The organism is Pseudomonas fluorescens (assembly GCF_902497745.1).
Classification (GTDB): Bacteria; Pseudomonadota; Gammaproteobacteria; order Pseudomonadales; family Pseudomonadaceae; genus Aquipseudomonas; species Aquipseudomonas fluorescens_BM.
This window is the reverse complement of record NZ_CABVHJ010000014.1, coordinates 143,712-166,721: the sequence shown is the minus strand read 5'-3', so window position 1 is coordinate 166,721 and position 23,010 is coordinate 143,712. Positions and strand designations below refer to the sequence as shown.

The following is a 23,010-nucleotide window of genomic DNA, read 5'->3' as shown; positions in this document are numbered from 1 at the left end:
TGGAAATCCGTACTTGAAATGTCACCTATAGTGAACTTTAATGATTTTTATCGGCTTAAAGTCCGTTATGGGTGACATTTTGATCCTGAATAATCCTGCGATTTTCGCCGAACGCATTCGTCAGCTGCGAAAAGCCAAAGGCTACAGTCAGCTAATGCTGGCGCATAAGGCCAAATGCAGTCGAAAGACCATCATCGATCTTGAGGCCGGTGAAAACGTCGCTTTTTATACCGTGTTCCGGGTGATTGCCGCGTTGGGCATGGCGCTTGAAATTGTCGACAACCGAATCGATCTCAAGTCGCTCGCCGATCTGGTAGAGCATGATGAATAAGGTCAAACGACTCAACGTCATGACGCCGCAAGGCTGCGCGGGCGAGCTATCCAAAGGTTCGCAGTTCTCGTTTGCCTACCAGACGGCAGAAGCGTCTCGGGAAGTCTCGTTGGTCATGCCCTATGACCCGACGCCCGCGGTGAGCAATGTGCTGCACCCGATCTTCGATATGAATGTGCCGGAGGGTTTTCTGGCCGATCAGATCAAGCGCCGGATGGCCAAGCATATGCAGGTCGATGAAATGCGCCTGCTCTCGGTCATTGGCGGCAATCAGATTGGTCGCCTCACCTATGAAAATCTGACCGAGCCAACTAGCCCTGTGCGCGCCCAAGTCGGTTTGCAAGACATTCTGTCTGCTGATGCTTCCCAAGGCGTATTCAACTTTCTGGTTGAAACCTACTTCGAGTCGGGTATTTCCGGAGTGCAGCCCAAGGTACTAGTGCCTGACCTGGACAAACTCACCGGTAGACGAAAAACCATGCTCAGCTCCGACCTTATCGTCAAATCAGGAGCCGAGGAGTATGAGCACTTGGCCCAGAACGAGTTTTTGTGTCTGGAAGCGGCACGGCTGGCAGGTTTGGAAACGCCACCGTTCTGGCTTTCCGAGAGCGGTGAGCTGTTTGTCATGGAGCGGTTTGACCTGGCGTCGTCCGGCCGACTCGGCTTCGAAGACATGGCGGTACTGTTGGGTCTGAACAAAGATCCTCACGACAATTACAAGTATTCGCAGAGCTATGAAACCCTCGCGGCCGTCATCCGCCAGGTATGTCGCCATGCCGATCCGATACGGGAGCTGGAGCGATACTTTTCGTCTGTCTGTCTATCGGTGATGGTGCGCAATGGCGATGCGCATTTGAAGAACTTCGGCGTGATATACACGCAACCTGCAGCTCCGGAGACTGTGCAGTTGGCACCGATATACGATGTTACGACCACCACGGTCTATGAAAACTACAACCCGAAGTCCGGGCGGTCACTGGTTGACCGTACCCTGGCAATCAAAATGAATAAAACCAAAGACTACCCGGATCGCCAGCAACTGATTGAGTTCGGTCGCAAACACTGCGCGGTGGATAGGCCGGCATTGATCATCGATCGGATAGCTGAGGCAATGAGTCAGGCACTGACTGCTCATCGGTCGCGAGTGGATGCTGAATTGTTTGTAGGGATGCAACGCGAATGGGATGCCGGGCGTACAGTTGCCTTGAATGACTCGGTTGGGTCGGGATTGAAGCGTAAGCCTGTATTGGGCGATAGCAAAGTTTAGTCACGCTTTAGCGCTGTGCTGCTATTCAAGAACCTGCCGCGAGGCGGGTTTTTTGTGGGCGGGATTTCTCAAGGTAACGAAGTTATCCAAAAGTCAGAGAAAATGGCGCTGCCGCGTGCTCAATGGCGTTGACCACGTGAGGCGCCTGTTCACGATACTGAGGATAGCGCTTGAGCACCGCTTCAACCGAGGCAAGCAGATGCTGAATGCGCTCTTTGGGGTGGTCGATTTCACAGGTGTGAGCAAATTCCAGGAGCCCTTGTCGGGAAGCGAACATTGACTTGTTGCCCGCCAGATCCAATGCCAGAACATCTTCTGGAATATAGGCCGTGGTGTTGACGATGTCGTAAGCCGGCGCCAGATGTGCATCGCGTTGCGTCGGTTCTGAATAGAGCAGTCCGAAATTTTTCAAATGAGCGTCGCCGTTTCCGACGATGCAACTCAGGGCAACGCTATCGAAGAGTTGATCAAGCGACGTACGCAAGTGTTTCGCCGGGCAAAACACTCGAACAGCCTTGGCGATTGCCGCATAACTCTTGCTGTATTTCTGGTTAGCCGATAGCCCCATCAGCACTGCCATGTCTTCAAAACCAATCGGGTTGAGCTGTTCATCGCGGTCAAAGCGGCGCATGACAAACAGTTTGGCGTTGTCGGAAAGGTAAAACGGTGGAACTGGAATACCCGCCTCTTTCGCCATGGATATGCAAAGGAATTCGTTGATCGCCAGGCCCGGAAATTCGTCTCTGCCACTCTTGATGATCAGATCCGAGGTTTTGGATGTCACTCTCGGCAATTCTATTTCTTGCCGCTCCGGCACCAGCAACTTGGGTTGAACACCTGAAATGCCCGCCCGCAGGATGTAGCGATCAAGCATGTCGGCGAAGATATCTTCCGTACCGTCCCACGTGAGAATCTCTTCGAGTTTTTCTCCCGGAAATTCTTGCGCCTGCAACAGTGCATCAACGGTTTCAGAGCGTACGTGAACCCTGCCAATGGGCGATGTACTGCCGGAAAGCGCCAGTAGCAGCATTGGGTCGACGTTCACAGTCTTGGCCAAGCGGTTGCGCAACTGCTCCAATACATAGCCTTCTGGCAGGTTCATCTGAAAAACAGGGTGCAGCTCGCGCCGACGAAATTCGTCATGTCGCACAGGCATCGAGAGGCTGATCGCCATTTGTGGCGATGCATCTTCGTGATAACGGAAAGTGAAATCATCGGCATCGCTGAAAAGTCTGCCGCTATTACCTTCAGGGGTGCTGACTTGAAGAGAGGCCATTTTCATTCGAATAAATCTCCAAGCTCTTCAAGGGTTGGCATCGTTGCTGGAACCACCGAGAGCTCGCAGTCCAGAGCAGCCAAGACGCGCGCGTAAGCGATCATGCCGACAGAAAGGGTGCCTTTCTCCACCGCGATGACTTTGTATCGCGTCAGTCCCGCGAGATCGGCAAGCTGCGCCTGAGTCAGGCCACGATTTATACGTTTTTCGCGTAATTGATTGCCGAGACGGGTAATTAAAAGAGAGTAATCCATGTTGCGCTACCGTAACATTTTGATGTCAATGTAGCGTATGCAGAACATTTAATCCATTTGACCTAAGAAACCCGCCATAAGGCGGGTTTTTTTGTGGTCGGTTATTCCTTTAGCTCGACATGATCCAGTGCCTGATTCACTGCCAGTTCGCCGAGCATGACCACCTGCGCGATGCCTAGCGCGGTCTTGCGGTGTGAGGTGTCGAGCATGGCGGCGAAGTTGTTGAGCATTTCGCTGGCTGAACCCAGGGTTTCGCTGGCGTTGGCCAGCAGGGATTCGGTGTTGTACTTCGGGTTGGCGAGGTACATGGGTTCGGGTTTATGCGTGCTGGCCATGATGAAGGCTGACGGTTTGAGGTAATGGTCGAGGGCGCGTTCGGCGGCGTCGTTGAGTTTTTTGGAATCGAGGGATTCGTAGGGGGATGCGGGATCTGTTTCTGGCGGGTGTGGCGTTGATTTGATCATTAGCTGAAAACTCCTGATGGAGCCGCTTCGTCTTCTCTACTAAAAGAAGGGTGGCAGCTGTGCGCAGGTTAGTAGACCGGGGAGTATTCAGCATTGACCGGCGCGCCGAAGCGCCCTGCACACAGCCACCATCAAGTCGGACAGCAATGACCGACGGATGCGCTTTGCACATAACTGAAAAACACCACAGGCTACTAAACCCGATCACTGGAAATCAGTGACGCGAATCAAGTTACCGATGGCCCGCCAGGCGCACAAGCCGGCGGATTCTGGCGTACCCGTAGGCAACGACGCAAGCTGTTGTAGGCATCCGGAAGTAACCGCAGACCGATCTAAACAACCGCGTTTAAATGTAGGAGCTGCCGAAGGCTGCGATCTTTGATCTTGAACAGACAAAGTCAAAATATCGCAGCCTTCGGCAGCTCCCACAGTTGGGTTCTGTGACTTTCAGTAAAGGTTTTGGAGAACAGGTCAACCCAGCACCGAGCGTTTCAACTGAACGAATATTCCACCGTAAAACGGTTTTTCTGCACTTGAATGAGCGCAGTGAGCTGGCGGGCAATAGTAGGTCTGCGGAGACTTTGGGTATTAAAAGTATTGAATATATTTCTAATTGACATAAAAACCTGTCAGATATGGCAGGTGTGCCGGGCCAGTCGGAACATTAAGCTTTGAACTCACTTATTTTGTAGGGCGAAGAAATGAAAATCGAATTGGAAGTTGATAAACAAGTTGCGGGTGACCTGAATATCACTTACAAACATCCAGAGTATGGTTCTCATTCGCTCAAACTCAATAATGAAGTTTTGTACGCTGATGAAGAATTTTTTTATCTTAATCCAAAGTATAGGACTTTTGAAGGTCATGAATATTATATGGGGGTTAAATTTAAAAGAGGTCTTGTCGTTGGTGAGGAATACAAACTAGAGGGAAATGATCATGGCCCGATTTGGGCTCATTTAGAATTTGATTGGGTGAGCGGTGATAAAAATGCTAGTGGTACTTTTCGTTTGACCCGAGGCGGGGACCGTCCCAAAGGAGTCTTTAATCTCTCTGAGGAAGGGGTCTTTGAAGTAAAAGGTGATTTTGAGTTCTAAGAAAACCGCAGCTGACATTGGTCTGATGCCGTACGGCAGACTCATTTAGTCTGCCGCTTTATCGGTTTTATCACCTATTAGTGCGAACTAGGAGATTTATGTATCGTGATCAATATCCAGTTTACTGAACGTTACCTGCCCACCTTCACTGGTGTACCCCGTGTTGTCCTGCACATAAACCCCAGCCTTGAAGTACAACGGCTTGTTGCGCCACGTTGCGCTGATCTGTGAATCCCACTGATAACCCGCCGCACTCACACCCAACGCACCGCCAGGACTCAAGTGGATGAGGTAGTTGAATTCGCGATCCAGTTTGATTCCGGTGGCGAGGGTGATGACGCGGCTTTCGTCGTCATCCGGGTGCATGCGCACCTTGATCACCAGGTTGCCGGTCTCGGTTTTGGTTTTGTATTGGTACTCGAGCTTGACCATCGGCTTCTGGCTTTCATAAGCATGAATCTGGCCGATGACGATCTTGCCGGAGCTGGGCACTTTGTTCACCGTGAGGGTCGCGCGCAGCAGGTTGTCGGCGTCCGGGTAATACCAGTTGCGCAAGGTGCCGTTGCTGAAGGTTTCGCGCAGTTCGGTGCGGGGGTAGATGGCGTTTTCGGTTTTTGACCCGGTAACCGGTGACCAGAAGAACAAGGTGCCGGTGTCGGAATGGAAGTACTGATCTTTGAAGCCGTTCACCAGTTTGGAGGTTTCGACGGTGTATGGCGGGCTGCCAACGGGAACGCTGAGGTTCCAGGTTGCGAGATCGATCATGTCGGTTCTTCCACTCAAGTTTCACTGCACGTACGTGCCAGAAGCTCTAGCCCGCACGTTTTGGGGCGGCCTTTATAAGCGTAGAGGGAAAATTTGTTAACGCCCGTTTGGCAGATGATTGACGTCAACATCCTGTCGAAATGCCATCTCTGCCGGTTTCCGGGGGCTTCAGCGGTGACCGTTAGTCGGCAAATTCACGCTTTGGTTAAATGATGGCCTGATGACAGCTTCTGCTTTCTTGGATCCAGTACTAGAGTGAAGGCTCAGTATGTGTGCGGTTTTTACCGGCAACCGACCAAAAGTCCCGACAAGAGAAGCAGCATGGAATGCGCGCAACCCCCGCCAGGTGAAGGCAGCTCTGTCCTTTTGATCGTTGATGATTACCCTGAAAATCTGATCAGCATGCGCGCGTTGCTGCAGCGCCAGGATTGGCACGTCCTCACCGCAGCCTCCGGATTCGAAGCGCTCAATATTCTGCTCTCGCACGACGTCGACCTGGTGCTGCTGGATGTGCAGATGCCGGGCATGGACGGCTTTGAAGTGGCGCGTCTGATGCGTGGCAGCCAGCGCACTCGCCTGACGCCGATCATCTTTCTGACCGCCAACGAGCAATCCCAGGACGCCGTGATCAAGGGCTATGCCAGTGGTGCGGTGGATTACCTTTTCAAACCATTTGACCCGCAGATACTCAAGCCCAAGGTGCAGGCGTTGCTGGAACACCAGCGCAATCGCCGCGCGTTGCAGCGCCTGAGTCATGACCTGGAAGTGGCGCGCGCTTTTAATGCTTCGGTGCTGGATAACGCTGCCGAGGGAATATTGGTGGTGGGTGAGGACGGCTTGATCCGCTTTGCCAACCCAGCGATTTCACGCTTGCTGAATGCGCCGGTGAAGGAGCTGGAAGGTAAGGAGTTTCTCGATTTTCTTCAGAAGCCGCACATTCCGCTGTGGGCCGATTCCGAGTTTTATGCCAGCTACAAGCGTGGCGAAACATTAAGACTGCACGACGCCTTGCTGCGCACCGCGCCCGGCCAGCAAGTGCCGGTGGCGCTGTCCTGTGCGGCGTTGCCCGCCGAACAGCATGCGATGGTGGTCACCGTGCTGGACATGTCGGTGGTGCGGCACTTGCACCAGCAACTCGAATTTCAAGCGGTCACCGATCCACTGACCGGTTTGCTCAACCGTCGCGGCTTTTACCAGACCGTTGAAAACCTGCTGCTGCGTGGTGAGCGCAGTGATAGCAGTTGGGTGTTGCTGTATCTGGACCTCGACGGCTTCAAACGGGTCAACGATTCGCTAGGCCACGATGCTGGCGATCGCGTACTGCGCTGGGTCTCCGAGCAATTGAAAGCCTGTCTGCGGCCGTTCGACATTCTTGCACGCATGGGCGGCGATGAATTTACCGCGCTGCTGGATCTGGAGTTTCCCGAGCAAGCGGCGAAGATTGCCGAGAAACTCATCGAGCGGGTATCGATCTGTCAGCAGATCGAAGGGTTGGACATCGTGCTGGGCGCCAGCATCGGCGTCGCCACTTATCCTGACTGCGGCTCCAACCTCGACGGATTGCTGCGCGCATCGGACATCGCCATGTACGAAGCCAAGCGCGCCGGGCGTCAGCAATATCGTTTCTACGATCATGAAATGAATGGCCGGGCGCGCTCGCGGCTGATGCTCGAGGAGAGCGTGCGTGCCGCCATCGAGAATCGCGATTTCAACTTGGTGTATCAGCCGCAAGTGGCCATCGACACTGGCCAGATTCGCGGCTTTGAAGCCTTGCTGCGCTGGCAGCATCCAAGTGTCGGCGATGTGCCGCCGGGATTATTCCTGCCGCTGCTGGAAGAAGCGCGGCTGATCAGTCGCCTCGGCAGCTGGATCTATCATCGTGGCGCCGGCCAGCGCAAAGCCTGGGAAACCCTGTTTGCCGAAGATCTGGTGCTTGGCGTGAGTTTGAGCAACACCCAGTTCAGTCTGCCGAATCTGGTCACAGAGTTGCGGCAAGTCATGGAGCGACATGCCTTGCAGCCTCGGCAACTGGAAGTCGAGGTCACCGAAGAAGCGCTGATGCAAAACCCCGATGAAACTCGCAAACAACTGCGTTTGCTGCGCAATCTCGGTGTGCGCGTGGCGCTGGATGATTTTGGCTCCGGGCCGTGTTCGCTGGCGCATCTGCGTGATCTGGAACTCGATACCCTAAAGCTTGATCGCCATCTCATTGCGCGATTGCCGGACTCCAAGCGCGACGCCTCATTGGTCAGTACGGTGATCAGTTTGTGCAAACAGTACGGTTTGCTGGTGATCGCCGAGGGCGTTGAAACCATCGAGCAATACCAATGGCTGCAAGCCCACGGCTGCGAGTACGTGCAAGGCTTCCTCGTGGCGCGGCCATTGATCGCCGAGGACGCCGCGAGCTTCGCCGAACCGTTTGACTGGAGCGCGCTGCCCGGTTGAATTCGCTACACTGGCGCACCTTTTTCGAACCGTGTCGCTCGTCCATGACTGTGTTGAAGTACCTCCAGGCCTATCCCGCGCAATTGCAGGACCAGGTGCGCCAACTGATTGCCGAAGGGCGTCTGGGTGAATACCTGAATCAACGCTATTCAGGGCGGCACGATGTGCAGAGCGACAAGGCCTTGTACAACTACGCGCTGGACTTGAAGCAGGAATATTTGCGCAACGCGCCGGCCATCGACAAGGTGCTGTTCGACAACCGCCTCGACCTGACCCATCGCGCACTGGGTCTGCACACCACGGTTTCGCGGGTGCAGGGCGGCAAGCTCAAGGCCAAGAAAGAGATTCGTATCGCCTCGTTGTTCAAGGACGCCGCGCCGGACTTTCTGAAAATGATCGTCGTGCATGAACTGGCGCACTTCAAGGAATCGGATCACAACAAGGCGTTCTATAAATTGTGCGAGCACATGCTGCCGGGGTATCACCAGGTCGAGTTTGATCTGCGCGTGTACCTGACATGGCGGGATATGCAGGCTTAACAGTACGCAACCAGGAAGGTGTGGATGGACGTCAGCAAGACCAAAAGCAGTTTCTACCGCCGCTTGTATGTGGCGTACCTGATCGACAGCGGTCTGGCGCCGAGTGTGCCGACGCTGACCGAAGTGACCGGCATGCCGCGGCGCACGGCGCAGGACACGATTGCGGCGTTGGCGGATCTGGATATCGTTTGTGAGTTCGAGCAGGAAGAGGGCGCGCGCAACCATGCGGGGCGCTATCGGATTCGCGAGTGGGGGGCGATTGATCGTGGGTGGATCGAGCGTAATTTGCGGCAGATCAAGGCTGTTCTGGAGTATCCCTGAGTCCTGCGGCGCCTGAGCTGACGCCTTCGCGAGCAGGCTCGCTCCCACAGTTGGAATGCGTTTCCCTGTGGGAGCGAGCCTGCTCGCGAAGGGGCACTTAAGGGCGACGCATCCCAATGTGCGGAATGTCATCCTCCAGATACTCCTCACCCGCCACGACAAACCCGTACTTGCCGTAATACCCCTGCAAATGCGCCTGCGCCGACAGATAGATCGGCACCTGCGGCCAATGCTTCTCGGCCTGTTTCAACGCCTGCTCCATCATTTCGTGCCCCAGCCCTTTGCCGCGCCCCTGCGGTGCGGTAATCACGCGGCCAATCACCACGTCGCCGCCCTGAGATTCCGGATCCAGCAGGCGCAGGTAGGCCATCAACTGATCATCTTCCCAACCCATCAGGTGATAGGTATCGCCTTCCAGGTCCTGACCGTCGAGGTTCGGATAGGCGCATTTCTGTTCGACGACGAACACGTCCGAGCGCAGTTTCAACAGCGCGTACAGCTGCTCCTTGCCCAGATCACTGTGATGTTTGCAGACCCACTCGATTGTCATGTGCCGATTCCTTGAACGTGTCACCGGATACTAAGCGCCTACGGCAAAGATGTCTTTATGGCGTAAGAGTCTGTGACAAAGGTCAAAATGCCATCATTCCTTTCTCGCAGCCTCGGCGACTTTGTGTAATCTGCTGGAGAGCGCTGTGCACTGGCTGCAATGAGCTAATGTTAGGGCCTGGGTTTTGCCGGTAAGGGGCCTTGGGGTTTTGGCTGAAAACATGCCGGGCAACCTGCCCGCTAAGGATTTTCAAGCATGCCGCGTTTGCATCGAGCCTTTGCTTTGACCGGATTGCTCTTGCTGGCTCAGACCGCTGCAGCGGACAAGCTGCGGCTGGTGTTTGATATCTGGCCACCCTTTACCGACGACACCCTGGTCAACGGCGGCCTGGCCACCGACATTGTCAGCACCGCACTGGCCCGGGCCGGTTATGCCAGCGGCTACGAGCAGGTGCCTTGGGCGCGGGCGCTGCTTGGCGTTGGCGAGGGCCGCTACGATGTATTGGTCAACGCTTGGTACAACGACGAACGGACCAAGTTCGGCCAGTTTTCCGGGGAATACCTGCTCAACCGCATTCGCTTTCTCAAGCGCAAAGACACGCCACTCGAGTATTCCAATCTGCAGCAACTGCACACCTATCCGATCGCTGTGGTGCGCGGTTACGCCTATTCGGCGCCGTTCGATGCCGACACGGCGTTGCAGAAAGTCCCTGTGCATAACTTTGCCATGGCCGTGCGCATGCTCGCGGCGGATCGGGTCAAGCTGACGCTGGAAGATGAGTATGTGGCGAAGTATTACCTGGCGCGCGAATCAGCCAAGGTGCGCAACTCGGTGGAGTTTTTGCCCAAGCCGCTGAGTGAGAACAGCCTGCATATATTGGTCAGCCTGAAGAATCCGCAGCATGAGCAGATTGTCGCGGGGTTTGATAAGGCGATTGCGGCGATGAAGGCAGATGGGAGTTATGACAAGTTGCTTCGTCAGCATGGGATGTGAGCGTTGATCCGCAACTTTCTGTGTGGCTGATGGCCTCTTCGCGAGCAAGCTCGCTCCCACATTTTTTCTGTGTCGTTCACAAATCCTATGTGGGAGCGAGCTTGCTCGCGAAGGCGTCCTGTCAGCCAGCGCTGACCTCGCTGGTGTCCTTGATCAGATGCGCCGCCAACGTCCGCAACGGCCCCAGCTGCCGACAGATCAACGCCAGTTGCGTCTGCACCAACCGCTGCCCCTCATCGATCTCATCGGCCATCTGCTCCAGCTCATTGGCCAGCGCTTCTTCTTCGTCACTTTGAATCGCCACCGGCTGTTTGTTCGCCAGCCCTTGGGCAATTTCGTCGATGCTCGAAGCCAGCTTCACCCCGGCGCCATCAATCAGATGCTCGCGCACATCCGCCGGCAACTGGGTCTCGCGATGCGCGCCAAGCCCTGACAGATAACTCAACAAGGTGTGCGACAACACCAGAAAGCGGAAGCCGACATCCGCTTCCTTACGGAAATGCCCCGGTTCCATGAGCATGTTCGCCAGTGTCGTCGACAGCGCGGCATCGGCGTTGTGCGCGTTGCGTCGGGCCAGCCGATAGGCGAGGTCGTCGCTCTTGCCGGCGGCGTATTGCTGCATGATCTGGCGCAGATAGATGCTGTTGCAGGTCAGGGTGTTGGCCAGCACTTTGTTCAGACGTCGGCCCTGCCAGTCCGGCAGGAACAGGAACACTGTCAGCCCGGCAATCAAACTGCCGAGCAAGGTATCGAACAACCGTGGCAGGAACAGCCCGTAACCGTCACCGACCTGGTTGAAGCAGAACAGCACCATGATGGTGATCGCCGCCGTCGCCAGGGTGTAGCGGGTGGTGCGGTTGGTAAAGAACACCACGCCGGCAGCGATGGCAAAGCACGACTGCACCAACGGACTCGGGAACAGATCGAACAGCGCCCACGCCACGGTCAGGCCGATGGCGGTGCCGAAAATCCGCTGACCGAGTTTGCGCCGGGTCGCGCCGTAGTTCGGCTGGCAGACGAACAGCGTGGTGAGGATGATCCAGTAACCCTGCGACGGGTGAATCAGATGCACCATGCCGTAGCCGATGCTCAGCGCCAATGGCAGACGCAGGGCATGACGGAACAGCAAAGAGGTCGGCGTCAGCTGCGTGCGCAGGCGAATCCAGACGTCCTTGAGGTTGCGCGGCGAGCGGTCGAGCAGGCTGCTATCGGTCGCATCGGCCAAGGCGTCGGGGTTGCTCGCGTCGCTGAGCAAACGGTCGAGGGTGCCAAGGTTGGCCGCCAGTGCACGCAGCGAACGCAGCAATCCGCGCCAGGCCGGGTTGCTCTGGATGCGCAGGTGCTCGAGGGAGGCGTCGAGGTCACTGAGGGCTTCGGCGAAACTGGCGTCGTAGATGAACGGCTGGCGCATCTGGATCGATTCGGCCAAGGCGCGGCAAGCCTTGCCCTGTTGACGCAACAGGCGCTGGCAGCGGAACAGCACGTCACTGTGGAAGAACGCTTCGGCCAGCGCGTTGTACGGATAGTGCGAGGAACTGGCGCGTTCGTGGATGTCTTGCGCGAGGAAATACAGCTTCAGGTAGCGGCTGACTTTCGAACCGGGGCGGCCGTTGCCGACGCGGTGCAGGATGATTTCCTTGGCACTGTTCAGCGCCGCCACCACGCGACCGTTTTGTTGGGCCAGCTCCAGGCGCCGCGCTTCGACGTCCATTTGCCGGATCGGCTCGAACAGCGACGATTTCAGCTTCAGGTAAAAACCCAGTTCACGGAACAACCGCGCCAGACTCTGCTGCACCGGCTGGTTGGAAAACAGCGCCTGCCACACCACCGAGAGCAAGCCGTACCACGCCGCACCGGCGACCAGCAGCATTGGCTCGTGCCAAAAATCGGTGACTGCGCCGCCGCGCTGATCAACGCCGATCATCGTGTACACCGACAGAATCAGCGTTGCCGAGGCAATCGCCCCATAACGCTCACCGAGCGCACCGAGCATGGTCAGACCGAAACTGGCCAGCGCCAATGCAATGGCAAACACGATCGGGTAGGGGAAGAGCAATTCCACCGACAGCGCGGCGATGCTGAAACACACCAGCGTCACGGCGAGGGCGTTGAGGCGGCCCTGCCAACTGTCGTCGGTCTCGGCCAGGGCGCTGGCGATAATCCCCAGGAACAACGGGATCAACAGGCCCATTTCATCCTGATACCAACACAGCGCCATGCTGCCGGTCAGGGCGATGAACACCCGCACGCTGTAGCTGAATTTATCCAGCGCCCACAGGCGCCGCAAAGACTGACGAAACGAGGTCGAGGACATGAAGTGCGAAGGCCTTCCGAGGCGATGCCGCTAAATTGAGCCAGTAATGACGCCGACGCAATGGCGCCGATCACATCTGACAGCAAAAAGTGTTCCTTGATCGCCCGCTACCCCTGTAGGAGCTGCCGAAGGCTGCGATCTTTTGATCTTGATCTTAAAACAGGATCAAAAGATCGCAGCCTTCGGCAGCTCCTACAGGGGGAGTGTTGTTTCGGTCAGGCGTACTGCGCAGCCGCGTAACCCGAAGCCCAGGCCCACTGGAAGTTGAAGCCGCCCAGGTGGCCGGTGACGTCGAGCACTTCGCCGATAAAGTACAGGCCCGGGCTTTTAAGCGATTCCATGGTCTTGGAGGAAACTTCGCGGGTATCGACGCCACCGAGTGTTACCTCGGCTGTGCGATAACCCTCAGTCCCCGCTGGCACGACTTTCCAGTTGCCCAGCTTGTCGGCGATTTCCGCCAGTTCCGCATGGGTGTACTGCTTCATCGGCTTGGACACAAACCAGTTGTCCGCCAGCAGATTGGCCATCTTCTTGGTGAAGATCTCACCGAGTAGAGTTTTCAGTTCGCTGTTCGGGCGCTCGGCCACTTGCTGTTGCAGCCAGCTCGCCGCGTCGTGATCCGGCAGCAGGTTGATTTCCACCGTGTCGCCGGATTCCCAGAACGAGGAAATCTGCAAAATCGCCGGGCCGCTGAGGCCACGGTGCGTAAACAGGATGTTCTCGCGAAAGCTCTGGTCGTTGCAGCTGACCAGACAATCCACCGACGTCCCGGACAACTCGGTGCACAGTTCTTTGAGCTGATCGGTGATGGTGAATGGCACCAGACCGGCGCGGGTCGGCAGCAGCTCGTGGCCGAACTGCTTGGCCACTTGATAACCGAAACCGGTAGCGCCGAGCGTCGGGATCGACAGACCGCCGGTGGCGATCACCAGCGACTGGCACTGGATCTGGCCGAGGGTGGTGTCGAGCAAGTAAGCGCTTTCGACCTTCTCGATAGTCTGGATCGAGGTGTCGAGATGCAGCTCGACGCCGACCTGATCGCACTCGGTCAGGAGCATTTCAAGAATGTCGCTGGATTTGTTATCGCAGAACAACTGGCCGAGTTTCTTCTCGTGGTACGGCACGGCGTGTTTGCCGACCATGCCGATGAAATCCCACTGGGTGTAACGCGCCAGCGCGGATTTGCAGAAGTGCGGGTTCTGCGAAAGGAAATTGCTTGGCTCGGTGTACATGTTGGTGAAATTGCAGCGGCCACCGCCCGACATCAGGATTTTCTTGCCGGCCTTGTTCGCGTGGTCAAGCAGCAAAACCTGACGCCCACGCCCGGCGGCGGTCAGTGCACACATCAACCCAGCGGCGCCAGCGCCAATGATCACGACTTCGGTAGAGCGCAAAACGGTGTCCTCATGGTGGGTCGCTACAAAACAAACTGTGGGAGCGAGCTTGCTCGCGAAAGCGGTGTGTCATTCTACATGATGTCGACTGACAGATTGCATTCGCGAGCAAGCTCGCTCCCACAGGGATCTTCTTTGGAGCGAAGATCGTTTACAAAATACGGACGCGCAGCGAACGGCCCTTGATCTTGCCGTCGTTCAGGCGCTGCAAGGCCTGCATGGCCACGGTGCGGTCCACGGCTACATAAGCCTGGAAGTCGAAGATCGCAATCTTGCCAACCTGTGCACCCGGAATGCCGGCATCGCCAGTCAGTGCGCCGAGAATGTCGCCCGGGCGAACCTTGTCTTTACGGCCAGCACCGATGCACAGCGTGGTCATCGGCGGTTGTAGCGGGGCGAGGCCCTGGGACTTGAGGTTATCGACCTGATCCCAGTTCAGCGGCGACTTCTGCAGCTGTTCGATGGCTTGCGCGCGGTGCGCTTCACCCGGCGCAACCAGGCTGATGGCGATGCCTTTCTCGCCAGCGCGACCGGTACGGCCAACGCGGTGAATGTGGATTTCCGAATCGCGGGCCAGTTCGACGTTGATCACCATGTCCAGCGCATCGATGTCCAGACCACGGGCGGCGACGTCGGTGGCGACCAGTACCGACGTACTGCGGTTGGCGAACATCGCCAGCACCTGATCGCGATCACGCTGTTCCAGATCGCCGTGCAGGCCGACAGCGGAAATGCCTTTGGCGGTCAGGTGATCAACGGTTTCCTGCACTTGCTGCTTGGTGAAGCAGAACGCCACGCAGGACGCCGGGCGGAAGTGGTGCAGGACTTTGGTCACTGCGCTCATGCGGTCTTCCGGGGAAATTTCGTAGAAACGCTGCTCGATCTGCGTGTCATCGTGGAACGCTTCGGCTTTCACCGTTTGCGGATCACGCATGAATTTCGACGCCAGTTGCTTGATGCCCACTGGGTAAGTCGCAGAGAACAGCAGGGTCTGACGACGTTCCGGGGTCTTGACGATGATGTCTTCGATGGCGTCGTAGAAACCCATGTCGAGCATGCGGTCGGCTTCGTCGAGGATCAGCGTGTTCAGGCCATCGAGAACCAGCGAACCTTTGCGCAGGTGCTGCTGAATGCGGCCCGGGGTGCCGACGATGATGTGCGCGCCGTGTTCCAGCGAAGCGATTTGCGGGCCGAACGACACGCCGCCGCACAGGGTCAGGACCTTGATGTTGTCTTCGGCACGGGCCAGACGACGGATTTCCTTGGCGACCTGGTCGGCCAGCTCGCGCGTCGGGCAGATCACCAGTGCCTGGCAACCGAAGTAGCGCGGGTTGATCGGGTTGAGCAGGCCGATGCCGAAGGCTGCGGTCTTGCCGCTGCCGGTCTTGGCCTGGGCGATCAGGTCCATTCCCTTGAGGATCACCGGCAAGCTCTGCGCCTGGATCGGCGTCATCTGGGCATAACCGAGGGATTCGAGGTTAGCCAGCATGGCGGCGGACAGCGGCAGAGTATTAAAAGCGGTGGCGATGGTGGTCACGGGACTGGCCTGCAAAACAAAATGTCGCGCAGTGTAGCAGCCCCGTGCCACTTTCTTCGAAAGTTCTGGACGAACAGTGGTTAATGTTCGATGTGTTCTTCCGGGCGTTTGGCGCGCCGACCGTCTTCTTTCGACAGTTGCGAGAAGATTGTCGCGGCGAGCATTGCCATGATGCCGACGGTGACGAAGGTCAGCTGGAACGCACCGAGCACGGTTTCCACGCCATCGTTGCCGACTTCTGCGGTAAAGCCGCCGAGCAATGCACCGGCGCAGGCAACCCCAAGACTCAGCGACAACTGCGCGACCACCGAGAGCAAGCTGTTGCCGCTGCTGGCGCTGGCATCGTCCAGATCAATCAGCGTCACGGTGTTCATCGCGGTGAATTGCAGCGAGTTGATCGCGCCGAGAACCGCCAGCAGGCACAACAGCAGCCAGTACGGCGTCTGCTCGCTGACCAGGCCCATGCTCGCCAGCATGATCCCCAGCGCCAGGGTGTTGCCGGTGAGGACGATGCGATAGCCAAGGCGTTCGATCAGCGGCCGCGCCACCCACTTGGCGATCATCGCCGCTGCGGCCAGCGGCAGCATGCTCATCCCCGCTTGCGACGGTGAATAACCCAGCGCTACTTGCAGCAGCAACGGCACCAGAAACGGCAATGCACCGCTGCCGAGACGGGCGAACAGGTTGCCGAGAATGCCGACGGCAAAGGTGCGAGTCTTGAACAGCGACGGTGCGAACAGCGGGTTTTCGATGTGCCCGGCACGCAACCAATATGCCGCCAGACAGGCCATGCCACCGAACAGCAGCAACATCACGCGCAGGTGCGGCAAGTGCAGCTCGCCGAGGCCTTCCATGGCGATGGTGATCAGGATCATCGCCGCGCCGAACAGCAGGAAGCCGAGGCTATCGAAGCGCGTACGCTCGGTGCCGCGCAGATCGGGAATGAATTTCCACACCGCGTAGCAACCGATGACGCCGACCGGCAGGTTGATCAGGAAGATCCAGTGCCACGTCAGGTATTCGACCATCCAGCCGCCCATGGTCGGGCCGATCAACGGGCCGAGCAGACCGGGGATGGTAATGAAACCCATGATCCGCACCAGTTCGGATCGTGGATACGCGCGCAGCACCACCAGTCGCCCGACCGGCAGCATCAATGCTCCGCCCAGACCCTGAATCACCCGTGCGCCGATCAGCATGCTCAGGCTGCTCGACAGTGCACAAAGCAGTGAGCCGAAACTGAACAGCAGAATCGCGCCGAAGAAGATTTTCTTGGTGCCGAAGCGGTCGGCGATCCAGCCCGAAGCCGGGATCAGCAAAGCCACGGTGAGCATGTAGGCGATGATCACGCCCTGCATGCGCAAGGGGTCTTCGGCCAGATCGCGAGCCATGGCGGGCAGGGCGGTGTTGAGGATGGTCCCGTCGAGGGACTGCATGAAGAAGGCAATAGCGACGACCCACGGCAACCAGCGGGCGGTGATGGCGTCGAGAGGCGGGCGGTTGGGCATGGAACCTCTTGTGGTTGGGGTTAATGCATATCCATTGTCGAGCGCGGTCAGTGTGGGAGCGAGCTTGCTCGCGAAGAGGCCATTTCACTCAACATTGATGTCGACTGAGCTACCGCTTTCGCGAGCAGGCTCGCTCCCACAGGTTTTGCGTTTACAGAGTCAGCGTGAGTCGGCTGACCAGCGCCCCCGGCAGCAATGCCGACGAGGTATTGCGCTGGCTGTACGTACTCGCCGACAGCAGCAACTCACGCTCGGCAGTCAACGCTTCCAGCTGCGAACCGAGCAGGCTGTAAGCGCTATCGTCAAAGCGCATGGTGCTCACCGGCGCCTGGATCTCGCCGTTCTCGACCCAGAAGGTCGCAAAACGGGTCATGCCGGTCATGCGCGCGGCCGGTTGATCCGAGTAGTTCAGGTACCACAGATTGCTGATGTACAACCCGGTGCCCAACTGCTTGAGGATCTCTGCTTGCGACAGATCACCCGCCGCCATGTTCAAAGCACTTGGCATTTCACCGCCACCGGCGCCGTTGGCGGTCAGACCGTATTCGGCGGCACTGCGCGAGCCGACCAGTTGATCGCCGGCCCTGCCTTCGACGATCAGCCGCAGATCGCTGCGCGGATAACCCTCACCGGAAAACGCCGGACTCAACGATTCGCTGACTTTCTCGTCCAGCGACACCAGCGGACTGAACGCCTGATCACCGACATACAACTTCTGCAGCGGACTGCTCTTGCTGGCGATCGACTGCGCCGAGAAACCGCCCCAGCTCAGCATGCCCATGATCTCTTCCAGCGCCGCCGGTGCCAGATAGGCTCGGTACTGCCCGGGCGCCAAGGTGCGCAGCGGTCGGCCGAGAAATTCCAGTTGTTCGCGCGCCTGGGCGAAGCGCTTGGCGAAGCCTTCGCTGCTCCAGTCATGCCCGGCGTAGCTGGCTTTCACCGCTTCGCCGTTTTCGTGGAACAGGCTGAAATCGAAGTTGAAACTGTTGGCCTGATGCCAGCCAAATGCGCCTGAAGAACTGGCGAAACCACGGCTGATCGGGCCGGCAGCATAAAAGCCGACCAGATCCAGACCTTCGGCCGCCGCGCAGATTTCATCGACAACCTGTTCAGTGTCCGGTAGCGGGTGTTCCTCCACATTCTGGCTCTGCCAGCCATTGTGGTTGAGCAGCAGGTACGGATCCTGCGGCAGCAACGGCAGGGTTTCGCGCAATTGTTGCAGACCTTCGGCAAGCCGTTGCAGATCGCCTTCCTGATCACCGGACAGGGTGACTTGCAGGTCGGCATGACGCCCGTCGTTGATCAGTTTCAGAACGATGTTGGCCTGCTGCACTTGCCCGGCCTGACGCACTTTGGCGTGATTGAAACGCACGAACGCCGACGATTCGGCGGCGTAGCTGAGGGTGAACTGTTCCGGCTCGCGCACGCTGTCACGCAGCCAATTGACCATGACCTTGAAGGCGTCGGACTGACTCTTCGAAATGCTCATCAGGCGTCTCCCCCAAACACATCAATGTTGCTGAATACGCAGGCCGGCGAAGCGTGGCCAACGCGGATCACCTGATTCGGTTCGCCCTTGCCGCAGTTCGGCGTGCCCAGCACCTTGACGGTGTTGGCGTCGCCGACGGCGCGCAGGCTTTTCCAGAAGTGTGCGGAAATTGCCCGGTAGTTCGGGTTTTTTACCACGCCCTTCAGTTCGCCGTTTTCGATCAACTGGCCCCATTCGCAGCCGAACTGGAATTTGTTGCGCGCATCGTCAATCGACCACGAGCGGTTAGTGCTCATCAAAATGCCGTGCTCGATGCCTTTGATCAACTGCTCAAGCGGCTGGTCGCCCGGTTCGATATTGAGGTTGGCCATGCGGTCGATCGGCGCGCGGTTCCAGCCGCAGGCGCGGCTGTTGGCGACGCCTTCCATCCCGGCACGGTATTGCGACAGCGCACCGCCCAGCGGACGCAGCAATAAACCATCGCGGATCAGAAATTGTTTGCTGGCCTTGCTGCCGTCGTCATCGTGGCCATAGCTGGCGAGTTCTTCGGGAATGCCCGGATCGAAGGTCACGTTGAGCAGTTTCGAGCCGTATTGCAGGCTGCCGAAGTCGCTCGCTTTAACAAAACTGGTGCCGGCGTAATTGCGTTCGTCGCCGAGGATGCGGTCGAGTTCCAGCGGGTGGCCGATGGATTCGTGGATCTGCAGCATCATCTGATCCGGCATCAACAGCAGGTCGCGCGGGCCTTGCGGGGTGTTCGGCGCGAGTAGCAGTTGCAGGGCCTGGTCGGCGACCTGCGGACCGGCGCCGATCAAGCCGCAACGACTGATCACGTCAGCACCGCCCTGTTGGCCGAAATTCTCGCGGCCGAGGCTGCGGGTCTGGCTGTCGTTGCCGTCGTAAGCGGTGACGTCGAGGCCCGGGTAGACGAAGCGCTGGGCCTGGCGCAATTCAGCCCCGGCGCTGCTCAGGTAGATCTGCTCGACGTGGGTAATGCCAATGCTCACCTGCCAGTTCACCAGGCGCTCATCCTTTGGCACCGAGGCGGATTCCGCGCCGAGCAGCTCAAAGCATTCGCTCAGGGACGGGAAGGGTTGGTCGAGATTGGGCGAAAAGTAATCAGCGCGATCGCTGGACACTGGCTGATCGCGCAGGTCGAGCAAGGCGTGCGGCTTGAGCCGGCGGGCTTGCTGCTCGGCGCGTTCGAGGGCGGTTTGCAGACCTTGTTGCGACAGGTCATTGGTCGCGGCATAGGCTTCAACGCCGTTGACGCGCACGGTGAGCATCGCCCCTTCGTCGCGGCTCAGGCTCGGCGGTTCGGCGACGTTCTTGCGTACCGACAGGTACTGCCCGGACTCGCGTACGTATCGCAGGGAAAAGAACTCAGCGCCCGTGCGCAAGGCAGCGAAGCGCTGCTTGAGCTGGGGGTGGAAATCGAACATTCGGGAACCTCCTTGTCAGGGGGAAGCGGTAGAGCAGCGGCGGGGAGGGGGTGAAACGGTTGCGCGAGGTCTAGAGTAGGCCTGCGTGGGGGTAGGATCAAGTGAAGAGGGGGTGTAGGGGGATTTACTGTGCAGCAGGGGAATTTGTGCTGAATGTGAGGGCCCCTTCGCGAGCAGGCTCGCTCCCACACTGGATCTGTGTCGTTCACAAATCAAATGTGGGAGCGAGCCTGCTCGCGAAGGCCGCGCCTCGGTATTACGTCTTACTGAGCAGCCGGGGTGATATCACGCATCGGCTTGCCCTTCACCGGCGCATCGCCCGCTACATAGTAAGCGGCGGTGCTGCGCGGCAGCGGCTGGCGGCCACGAATCTTGTCGGCGATTTTCTCGGCGATCATGATCGTCGGCGCGTTCAGGTTGCCGGTGGTGATGATCGGCATGATCGAGGCGTCGACCACACGCAGGCTTTGCATGCCGTGCACGCGACCTTCGCCATCCACTACGGCCATTTCGTCGGTGCCCATCTTGCACGAGCAGGACGGGTGGAACGCAGTTTCGGCGTGCTCGCGGATGAACTTGTCCAGTTGCTCATCGGTTTGCACTTCGATGCCCGGGCTGATTTCGCGGCCACGGAAAGCGTCGAGTGCCGGCTGCTGCATGATTTCACGGGTCAGGCGGATGCCGTCGCGGAATTCCTGCCAGTCCTGCTCGGTGGCCATGTAGTTGAACAGGATGCTCGGGTGCTGGCGCGGGTCTTTCGACTTGGCCTGGATGCGACCACGGCTTGGCGAACGCATGGAACCCATGTGCGCCTGGAAGCCGTGCTCTTTCACACCGTTGCTGCCGTTGTAGTTAATCGCCACCGGCAGGAAGTGGTACTGGATGTTCGGCCATTCGAATTCCGGACGCGAACGGATGAAACCGCCGGCTTCGAACTGGTTGCTGGCGCCGATACCGGTGCCGTTGAACAGCCACTCGGCACCAATGGCCGGCTGGTTGTACCAGAGCAGCGACGGGTACAGCGAAACTGGCTGAGTGCAGGCGTATTGCAGGTACAGCTCAAGGTGATCCTGCAGGTTTTCACCGACGCCCGGCAGGTCGTGAACCACCGGAATATCGAGGGATTTCAGCAGTTCGGCAGGGCCGACACCGGAGCGCTGCAGAATCTGCGGCGAAGCGATGGCGCCGGAGCACAGCAGCACTTCTTTACGCGCTTTGGCTTCAACACGCTCTTCGGCGTCGCCGACCAGGTAACGCACGCCAACGGCACGCTTGCCTTCAAACAGAATCTTGTCGGTCAGGGCGTGGGTGACGATGGTCAGGGTCGAGCGCTTCTTGGCGACGTCGAGATAACCACGGGCGGTGGAAGCACGACGGCCGTTCGGCGTCACGGTGCGGTCCATCGGGCCGAAGCCCTCCTGCTGGTAACCGTTCAAGTCTTCGGTGCGCGGGTAACCGGCTTGTACGCCGGCTTCAACCATGGCGTGGAACAGCGGGTTGTTGCCAGCCTTCGGCGTGGTCACGCTGACCGGGCCTTCGCCACCGTGGTAATCGTTCGGGCCGATGTCGCGGGTTTCGGCTTTGCGGAAGTACGGCAGGCAGTCGAGGTACGACCAGTTTTCCAGGCCTGGCAGTTTCGCCCAGCCGTCGTAGTCCATCGCGTTGCCACGGATGTAGCACATGCCGTTGATCAGCGAAGAACCGCCGAGGCCTTTGCCGCGACCGCATTCCATCCGGCGACCGTCCATGTGTGGCTCTGGATCGGTTTCGTACGCCCAGTTGTAGCGACGACCTTGCAGCGGGAATGCCAGTGCAGCCGGCATCTGCGTGCGGAAGTCGAAACGGTAGTCCGGGCCGCCGGCTTCGAGCAGCAGAACGGTGACGCCGGCGTCTTCAGTCAGACGGGTCGCCAGGGTGTTACCGGCCGAGCCGGCACCGATGATGATGTAATCGAATTCTTGGGACATTGAATGCACCCTCTTTAGATGTGGTCAGGTCGGGCCTGACGAGTGCTTTGCACTCGATTCGCAAGTAGGCTCGCTCCCACATTGGAATGGGATCTCCTGTGGGAGCGAGCCTGCTCGCGAAGACGGCCTCACGAGCAATACAAGACTCGGGTCTTAGAACACCGAGACGTAATCGCCCAGTTCGACCTGTACCGATTTGATGCGAGTGAAGTTGTTCAGCGAGCTGATGCCGTTCTCACGGCCAACACCCGACTGCTTGTAACCGCCGACCGGCATTTTTGCGTCGGACTCGCCCCAGGCGTTGATCCAGCAGATACCGGCTTCCAGTTGATGAATCACGCGGTGTGCGCGGTTCAGGTCTTTGGTGACGATACCGGCGGCCAGGCCGAAGTCGGTGTCGTTGGCGCGGCGGATCACTTCTTCTTCGGTTTCGTAGGAGAGGATCGCCATGACCGGGCCGAAGATTTCTTCACGGACGATGGTCATGTCGTCGGTGCAATCGGTGAACACGGTAGGTGCCACGAATGCGCCTTTGGCGAATTCGCCGTCGGTCAGACGCTCGCCGCCACACAGCACGCGGGCGCCTTGCTCTTTACCCTTGGCGATGTAGCCCAGCACGCTTTCCATGTGCGCGAAGCTGACCAGCGGGCCGAAGTTGGTGTTTTCGTCTTCCGGGTTGCCAACGCGGATGCGTGCAACGCGTTCAACGATCTTGGCTTCGAAAGCGGCTTTCAGGTGCGCCGGAACGAACACGCGAGTGCCGTTGGTGCAGACCTGACCGGAGCTGTAGAAGTTGGCCATCATCGCGGTGTCGGCAGCGCGATCGAGATCGGCGTCGTCGCAGATGATCAGCGGGGACTTGCCGCCCAGTTCCATGGTCACGTCTTTCAGCGACGAGGCCGAAGCGCTGGCCATGACCTTCTTGCCAGTGTCGGTGCCGCCGGTGAAGGAGATTTTTTCGATGCGCGGGTGCTCGGTCAGCCAGGTGCCGACTTCACGGCCGCTGCCGGTCAGCACGTTGAACACACCGTTTGGAACGCCGGCTTCGGTGTAGATC

General features: G+C 58.3%; 20 protein-coding genes. 7 read left to right on the top strand and 13 right to left on the bottom strand.

Going from position 1 to position 23,010, the window contains the following annotated elements; genetic code table 11:
* The first annotated feature begins 40 nt into the window (after nt 1–40).
* Together F8N44_RS21530 and F8N44_RS21525 are read left to right on the top strand one after the other, a co-directional pair.
* The gene (locus F8N44_RS21530) at nt 41–331 is read left to right on the top strand and encodes a helix-turn-helix transcriptional regulator (protein WP_224794806.1); all 291 of its coding nucleotides are present in this window, start codon (nt 41–43) and stop codon (nt 329–331) included.
* On the top strand, nt 324–1,598 hold the full coding sequence (locus F8N44_RS21525; protein ID WP_150651718.1) for a type II toxin-antitoxin system HipA family toxin: 1,275 nt from the start codon (nt 324–326) through the stop codon (nt 1,596–1,598). The genes F8N44_RS21530 and F8N44_RS21525 overlap by 8 nt, the downstream gene beginning before the upstream one ends.
* 82 nt (nt 1,599–1,680) lie before the next feature.
* Here the strand turns inward: F8N44_RS21525 and F8N44_RS21520 are convergent, their stop codons facing one another.
* From F8N44_RS21520 to F8N44_RS21510, 3 genes are all read right to left on the bottom strand, one after another.
* Nucleotides 1,681–2,880, bottom strand: a complete 1,200-nt coding sequence (locus F8N44_RS21520; protein WP_150651717.1) for a type II toxin-antitoxin system HipA family toxin — start codon at nt 2,878–2,880, stop codon at nt 1,681–1,683.
* Nucleotides 2,877–3,128 (bottom strand): helix-turn-helix domain-containing protein, encoded by a 252-nt coding sequence (locus tag F8N44_RS21515; RefSeq protein ID WP_150651716.1) that lies wholly within the window; start codon nt 3,126–3,128, stop codon nt 2,877–2,879. Before F8N44_RS21515 ends, F8N44_RS21520 begins: the two co-directional genes overlap by 4 nt.
* 101 nt (nt 3,129–3,229) lie before the next feature.
* A complete protein-coding gene (locus F8N44_RS21510) occupies nt 3,230–3,592 on the bottom strand; it encodes a DUF6124 family protein (protein ID WP_034153614.1) in 363 nt (120 codons plus the stop codon).
* 701 nt (nt 3,593–4,293) lie between these two features.
* On the opposite strand from F8N44_RS21510, the gene F8N44_RS21505 reads away from it, so the two are divergent.
* Nucleotides 4,294–4,689: a hypothetical protein gene (locus F8N44_RS21505; protein ID WP_150651715.1), complete on the top strand. Its 396-nt coding sequence runs from the start codon at nt 4,294–4,296 to the stop codon at nt 4,687–4,689.
* Nucleotides 4,690–4,785: 96 nt separating this feature from the next.
* Here the strand turns inward: F8N44_RS21505 and F8N44_RS21500 are convergent, their stop codons facing one another.
* Nucleotides 4,786–5,454, bottom strand: a complete 669-nt coding sequence (locus F8N44_RS21500; RefSeq protein ID WP_150651714.1) for a polysaccharide lyase family 7 protein — start codon at nt 5,452–5,454, stop codon at nt 4,786–4,788.
* Between the two features lie 321 nt (nt 5,455–5,775).
* Between F8N44_RS21500 and F8N44_RS21495 the strand changes: the two genes are divergently transcribed.
* The 3 genes from F8N44_RS21495 to F8N44_RS21485 are packed head-to-tail and all read left to right on the top strand — an operon-like array spanning nt 5,776 to nt 8,759.
* The gene (locus tag F8N44_RS21495; RefSeq protein WP_150651713.1) at nt 5,776–7,899 is read left to right on the top strand and encodes a putative bifunctional diguanylate cyclase/phosphodiesterase; all 2,124 of its coding nucleotides are present in this window, start codon (nt 5,776–5,778) and stop codon (nt 7,897–7,899) included.
* Nucleotides 7,900–7,943: 44 nt separating this feature from the next.
* Nucleotides 7,944–8,438, top strand: a complete 495-nt coding sequence (locus F8N44_RS21490; protein ID WP_141126202.1) for a M48 family metallopeptidase — start codon at nt 7,944–7,946, stop codon at nt 8,436–8,438.
* Between the two features lie 24 nt (nt 8,439–8,462).
* Nucleotides 8,463–8,759, top strand: a complete 297-nt coding sequence (locus F8N44_RS21485; RefSeq protein ID WP_007913779.1) for a winged helix-turn-helix domain-containing protein — start codon at nt 8,463–8,465, stop codon at nt 8,757–8,759.
* 97 nt (nt 8,760–8,856) lie between these two features.
* Here the strand turns inward: F8N44_RS21485 and F8N44_RS21480 are convergent, their stop codons facing one another.
* The gene (locus tag F8N44_RS21480; protein ID WP_150651712.1) at nt 8,857–9,309 is read right to left on the bottom strand and encodes a GNAT family N-acetyltransferase; all 453 of its coding nucleotides are present in this window, start codon (nt 9,307–9,309) and stop codon (nt 8,857–8,859) included.
* Nucleotides 9,310–9,564: 255 nt separating this feature from the next.
* Here F8N44_RS21480 and F8N44_RS21475 point away from each other — a divergent pair, with 255 nt between their 5' ends.
* Nucleotides 9,565–10,302, top strand: a complete 738-nt coding sequence (locus F8N44_RS21475) for a substrate-binding periplasmic protein (protein WP_150651711.1) — start codon at nt 9,565–9,567, stop codon at nt 10,300–10,302.
* 121 nt (nt 10,303–10,423) lie between these two features.
* Here the strand turns inward: F8N44_RS21475 and yccS are convergent, their stop codons facing one another.
* From yccS to F8N44_RS31850, 8 genes are all read right to left on the bottom strand, one after another.
* The gene (gene yccS, locus F8N44_RS21470) at nt 10,424–12,616 is read right to left on the bottom strand and encodes a YccS family putative transporter (protein WP_150651710.1); all 2,193 of its coding nucleotides are present in this window, start codon (nt 12,614–12,616) and stop codon (nt 10,424–10,426) included.
* Nucleotides 12,617–12,831: 215 nt separating this feature from the next.
* Nucleotides 12,832–14,010, bottom strand: a complete 1,179-nt coding sequence (locus tag F8N44_RS21465; protein WP_150651709.1) for an NAD(P)/FAD-dependent oxidoreductase — start codon at nt 14,008–14,010, stop codon at nt 12,832–12,834.
* Nucleotides 14,011–14,161: 151 nt separating this feature from the next.
* Nucleotides 14,162–15,499 (bottom strand): ATP-dependent RNA helicase DbpA, encoded by a 1,338-nt coding sequence (gene dbpA / locus F8N44_RS21460; protein ID WP_230669476.1) that lies wholly within the window; start codon nt 15,497–15,499, stop codon nt 14,162–14,164.
* Nucleotides 15,500–15,627: 128 nt separating this feature from the next.
* Nucleotides 15,628–17,055 (bottom strand): multidrug transporter subunit MdtD, encoded by a 1,428-nt coding sequence (mdtD, locus tag F8N44_RS21455; RefSeq protein WP_008085779.1) that lies wholly within the window; start codon nt 17,053–17,055, stop codon nt 15,628–15,630.
* 151 nt (nt 17,056–17,206) lie between these two features.
* A complete protein-coding gene (locus tag F8N44_RS21450; protein WP_150651708.1) occupies nt 17,207–18,544 on the bottom strand; it encodes a TldD/PmbA family protein in 1,338 nt (445 codons plus the stop codon).
* On the bottom strand, nt 18,544–19,986 hold the full coding sequence (locus F8N44_RS21445) for a TldD/PmbA family protein (protein WP_150651707.1): 1,443 nt from the start codon (nt 19,984–19,986) through the stop codon (nt 18,544–18,546). Before F8N44_RS21445 ends, F8N44_RS21450 begins: the two co-directional genes overlap by 1 nt.
* A 263-nt stretch (nt 19,987–20,249) precedes the next feature.
* Complete coding sequence (gene betA / locus F8N44_RS21440; RefSeq protein WP_150651706.1) at nt 20,250–21,953, bottom strand: choline dehydrogenase; 1,704 nt, start codon at nt 21,951–21,953, stop codon at nt 20,250–20,252.
* Nucleotides 21,954–22,106: 153 nt separating this feature from the next.
* Nucleotides 22,107–23,010, bottom strand: a 904-nt coding sequence (locus F8N44_RS31850) for an aldehyde dehydrogenase family protein (protein WP_224794805.1), incomplete at its 5' end; no start/stop codon positions are given.

What these genes read in the sequence shown, in the direction of transcription:
- F8N44_RS21450 (WP_150651708.1), bottom strand. Translation starts at nt 18,544, where the DNA reads ATGAGCATTTCGAAGAGTCAGTCCGACGCCTTCAAGGTCATGGTCAAT.
- betA (WP_150651706.1), bottom strand. Translation starts at nt 21,953, where the DNA reads ATGTCCCAAGAATTCGATTACATCATCATCGGTGCCGGCTCGGCCGGT.
- F8N44_RS21525 (WP_150651718.1), top strand. Translation starts at nt 324, where the DNA reads ATGAATAAGGTCAAACGACTCAACGTCATGACGCCGCAAGGCTGCGCG.
- F8N44_RS21520 (WP_150651717.1), bottom strand. Translation starts at nt 2,880, where the DNA reads ATGAAAATGGCCTCTCTTCAAGTCAGCACCCCTGAAGGTAATAGCGGC.
- F8N44_RS21505 (WP_150651715.1), top strand. Translation starts at nt 4,294, where the DNA reads ATGAAAATCGAATTGGAAGTTGATAAACAAGTTGCGGGTGACCTGAAT.
- F8N44_RS21500 (WP_150651714.1), bottom strand. Translation starts at nt 5,454, where the DNA reads ATGATCGATCTCGCAACCTGGAACCTCAGCGTTCCCGTTGGCAGCCCG.
- dbpA (WP_230669476.1), bottom strand. Translation starts at nt 15,499, where the DNA reads ATGCTGGCTAACCTCGAATCCCTCGGTTATGCCCAGATGACGCCGATC.
- F8N44_RS21485 (WP_007913779.1), top strand. Translation starts at nt 8,463, where the DNA reads ATGGACGTCAGCAAGACCAAAAGCAGTTTCTACCGCCGCTTGTATGTG.
- F8N44_RS21510 (WP_034153614.1), bottom strand. Translation starts at nt 3,592, where the DNA reads ATGATCAAATCAACGCCACACCCGCCAGAAACAGATCCCGCATCCCCC.
- F8N44_RS21495 (WP_150651713.1), top strand. Translation starts at nt 5,776, where the DNA reads ATGGAATGCGCGCAACCCCCGCCAGGTGAAGGCAGCTCTGTCCTTTTG.
- F8N44_RS21515 (WP_150651716.1), bottom strand. Translation starts at nt 3,128, where the DNA reads ATGGATTACTCTCTTTTAATTACCCGTCTCGGCAATCAATTACGCGAA.
- F8N44_RS21480 (WP_150651712.1), bottom strand. Translation starts at nt 9,309, where the DNA reads ATGACAATCGAGTGGGTCTGCAAACATCACAGTGATCTGGGCAAGGAG.
- yccS (WP_150651710.1), bottom strand. Translation starts at nt 12,616, where the DNA reads ATGTCCTCGACCTCGTTTCGTCAGTCTTTGCGGCGCCTGTGGGCGCTG.
- F8N44_RS21445 (WP_150651707.1), bottom strand. Translation starts at nt 19,986, where the DNA reads ATGTTCGATTTCCACCCCCAGCTCAAGCAGCGCTTCGCTGCCTTGCGC.
- mdtD (WP_008085779.1), bottom strand. Translation starts at nt 17,055, where the DNA reads ATGCCCAACCGCCCGCCTCTCGACGCCATCACCGCCCGCTGGTTGCCG.
- F8N44_RS21490 (WP_141126202.1), top strand. Translation starts at nt 7,944, where the DNA reads ATGACTGTGTTGAAGTACCTCCAGGCCTATCCCGCGCAATTGCAGGAC.
- F8N44_RS21475 (WP_150651711.1), top strand. Translation starts at nt 9,565, where the DNA reads ATGCCGCGTTTGCATCGAGCCTTTGCTTTGACCGGATTGCTCTTGCTG.
- F8N44_RS21530 (WP_224794806.1), top strand. Translation starts at nt 41, where the DNA reads ATGATTTTTATCGGCTTAAAGTCCGTTATGGGTGACATTTTGATCCTG.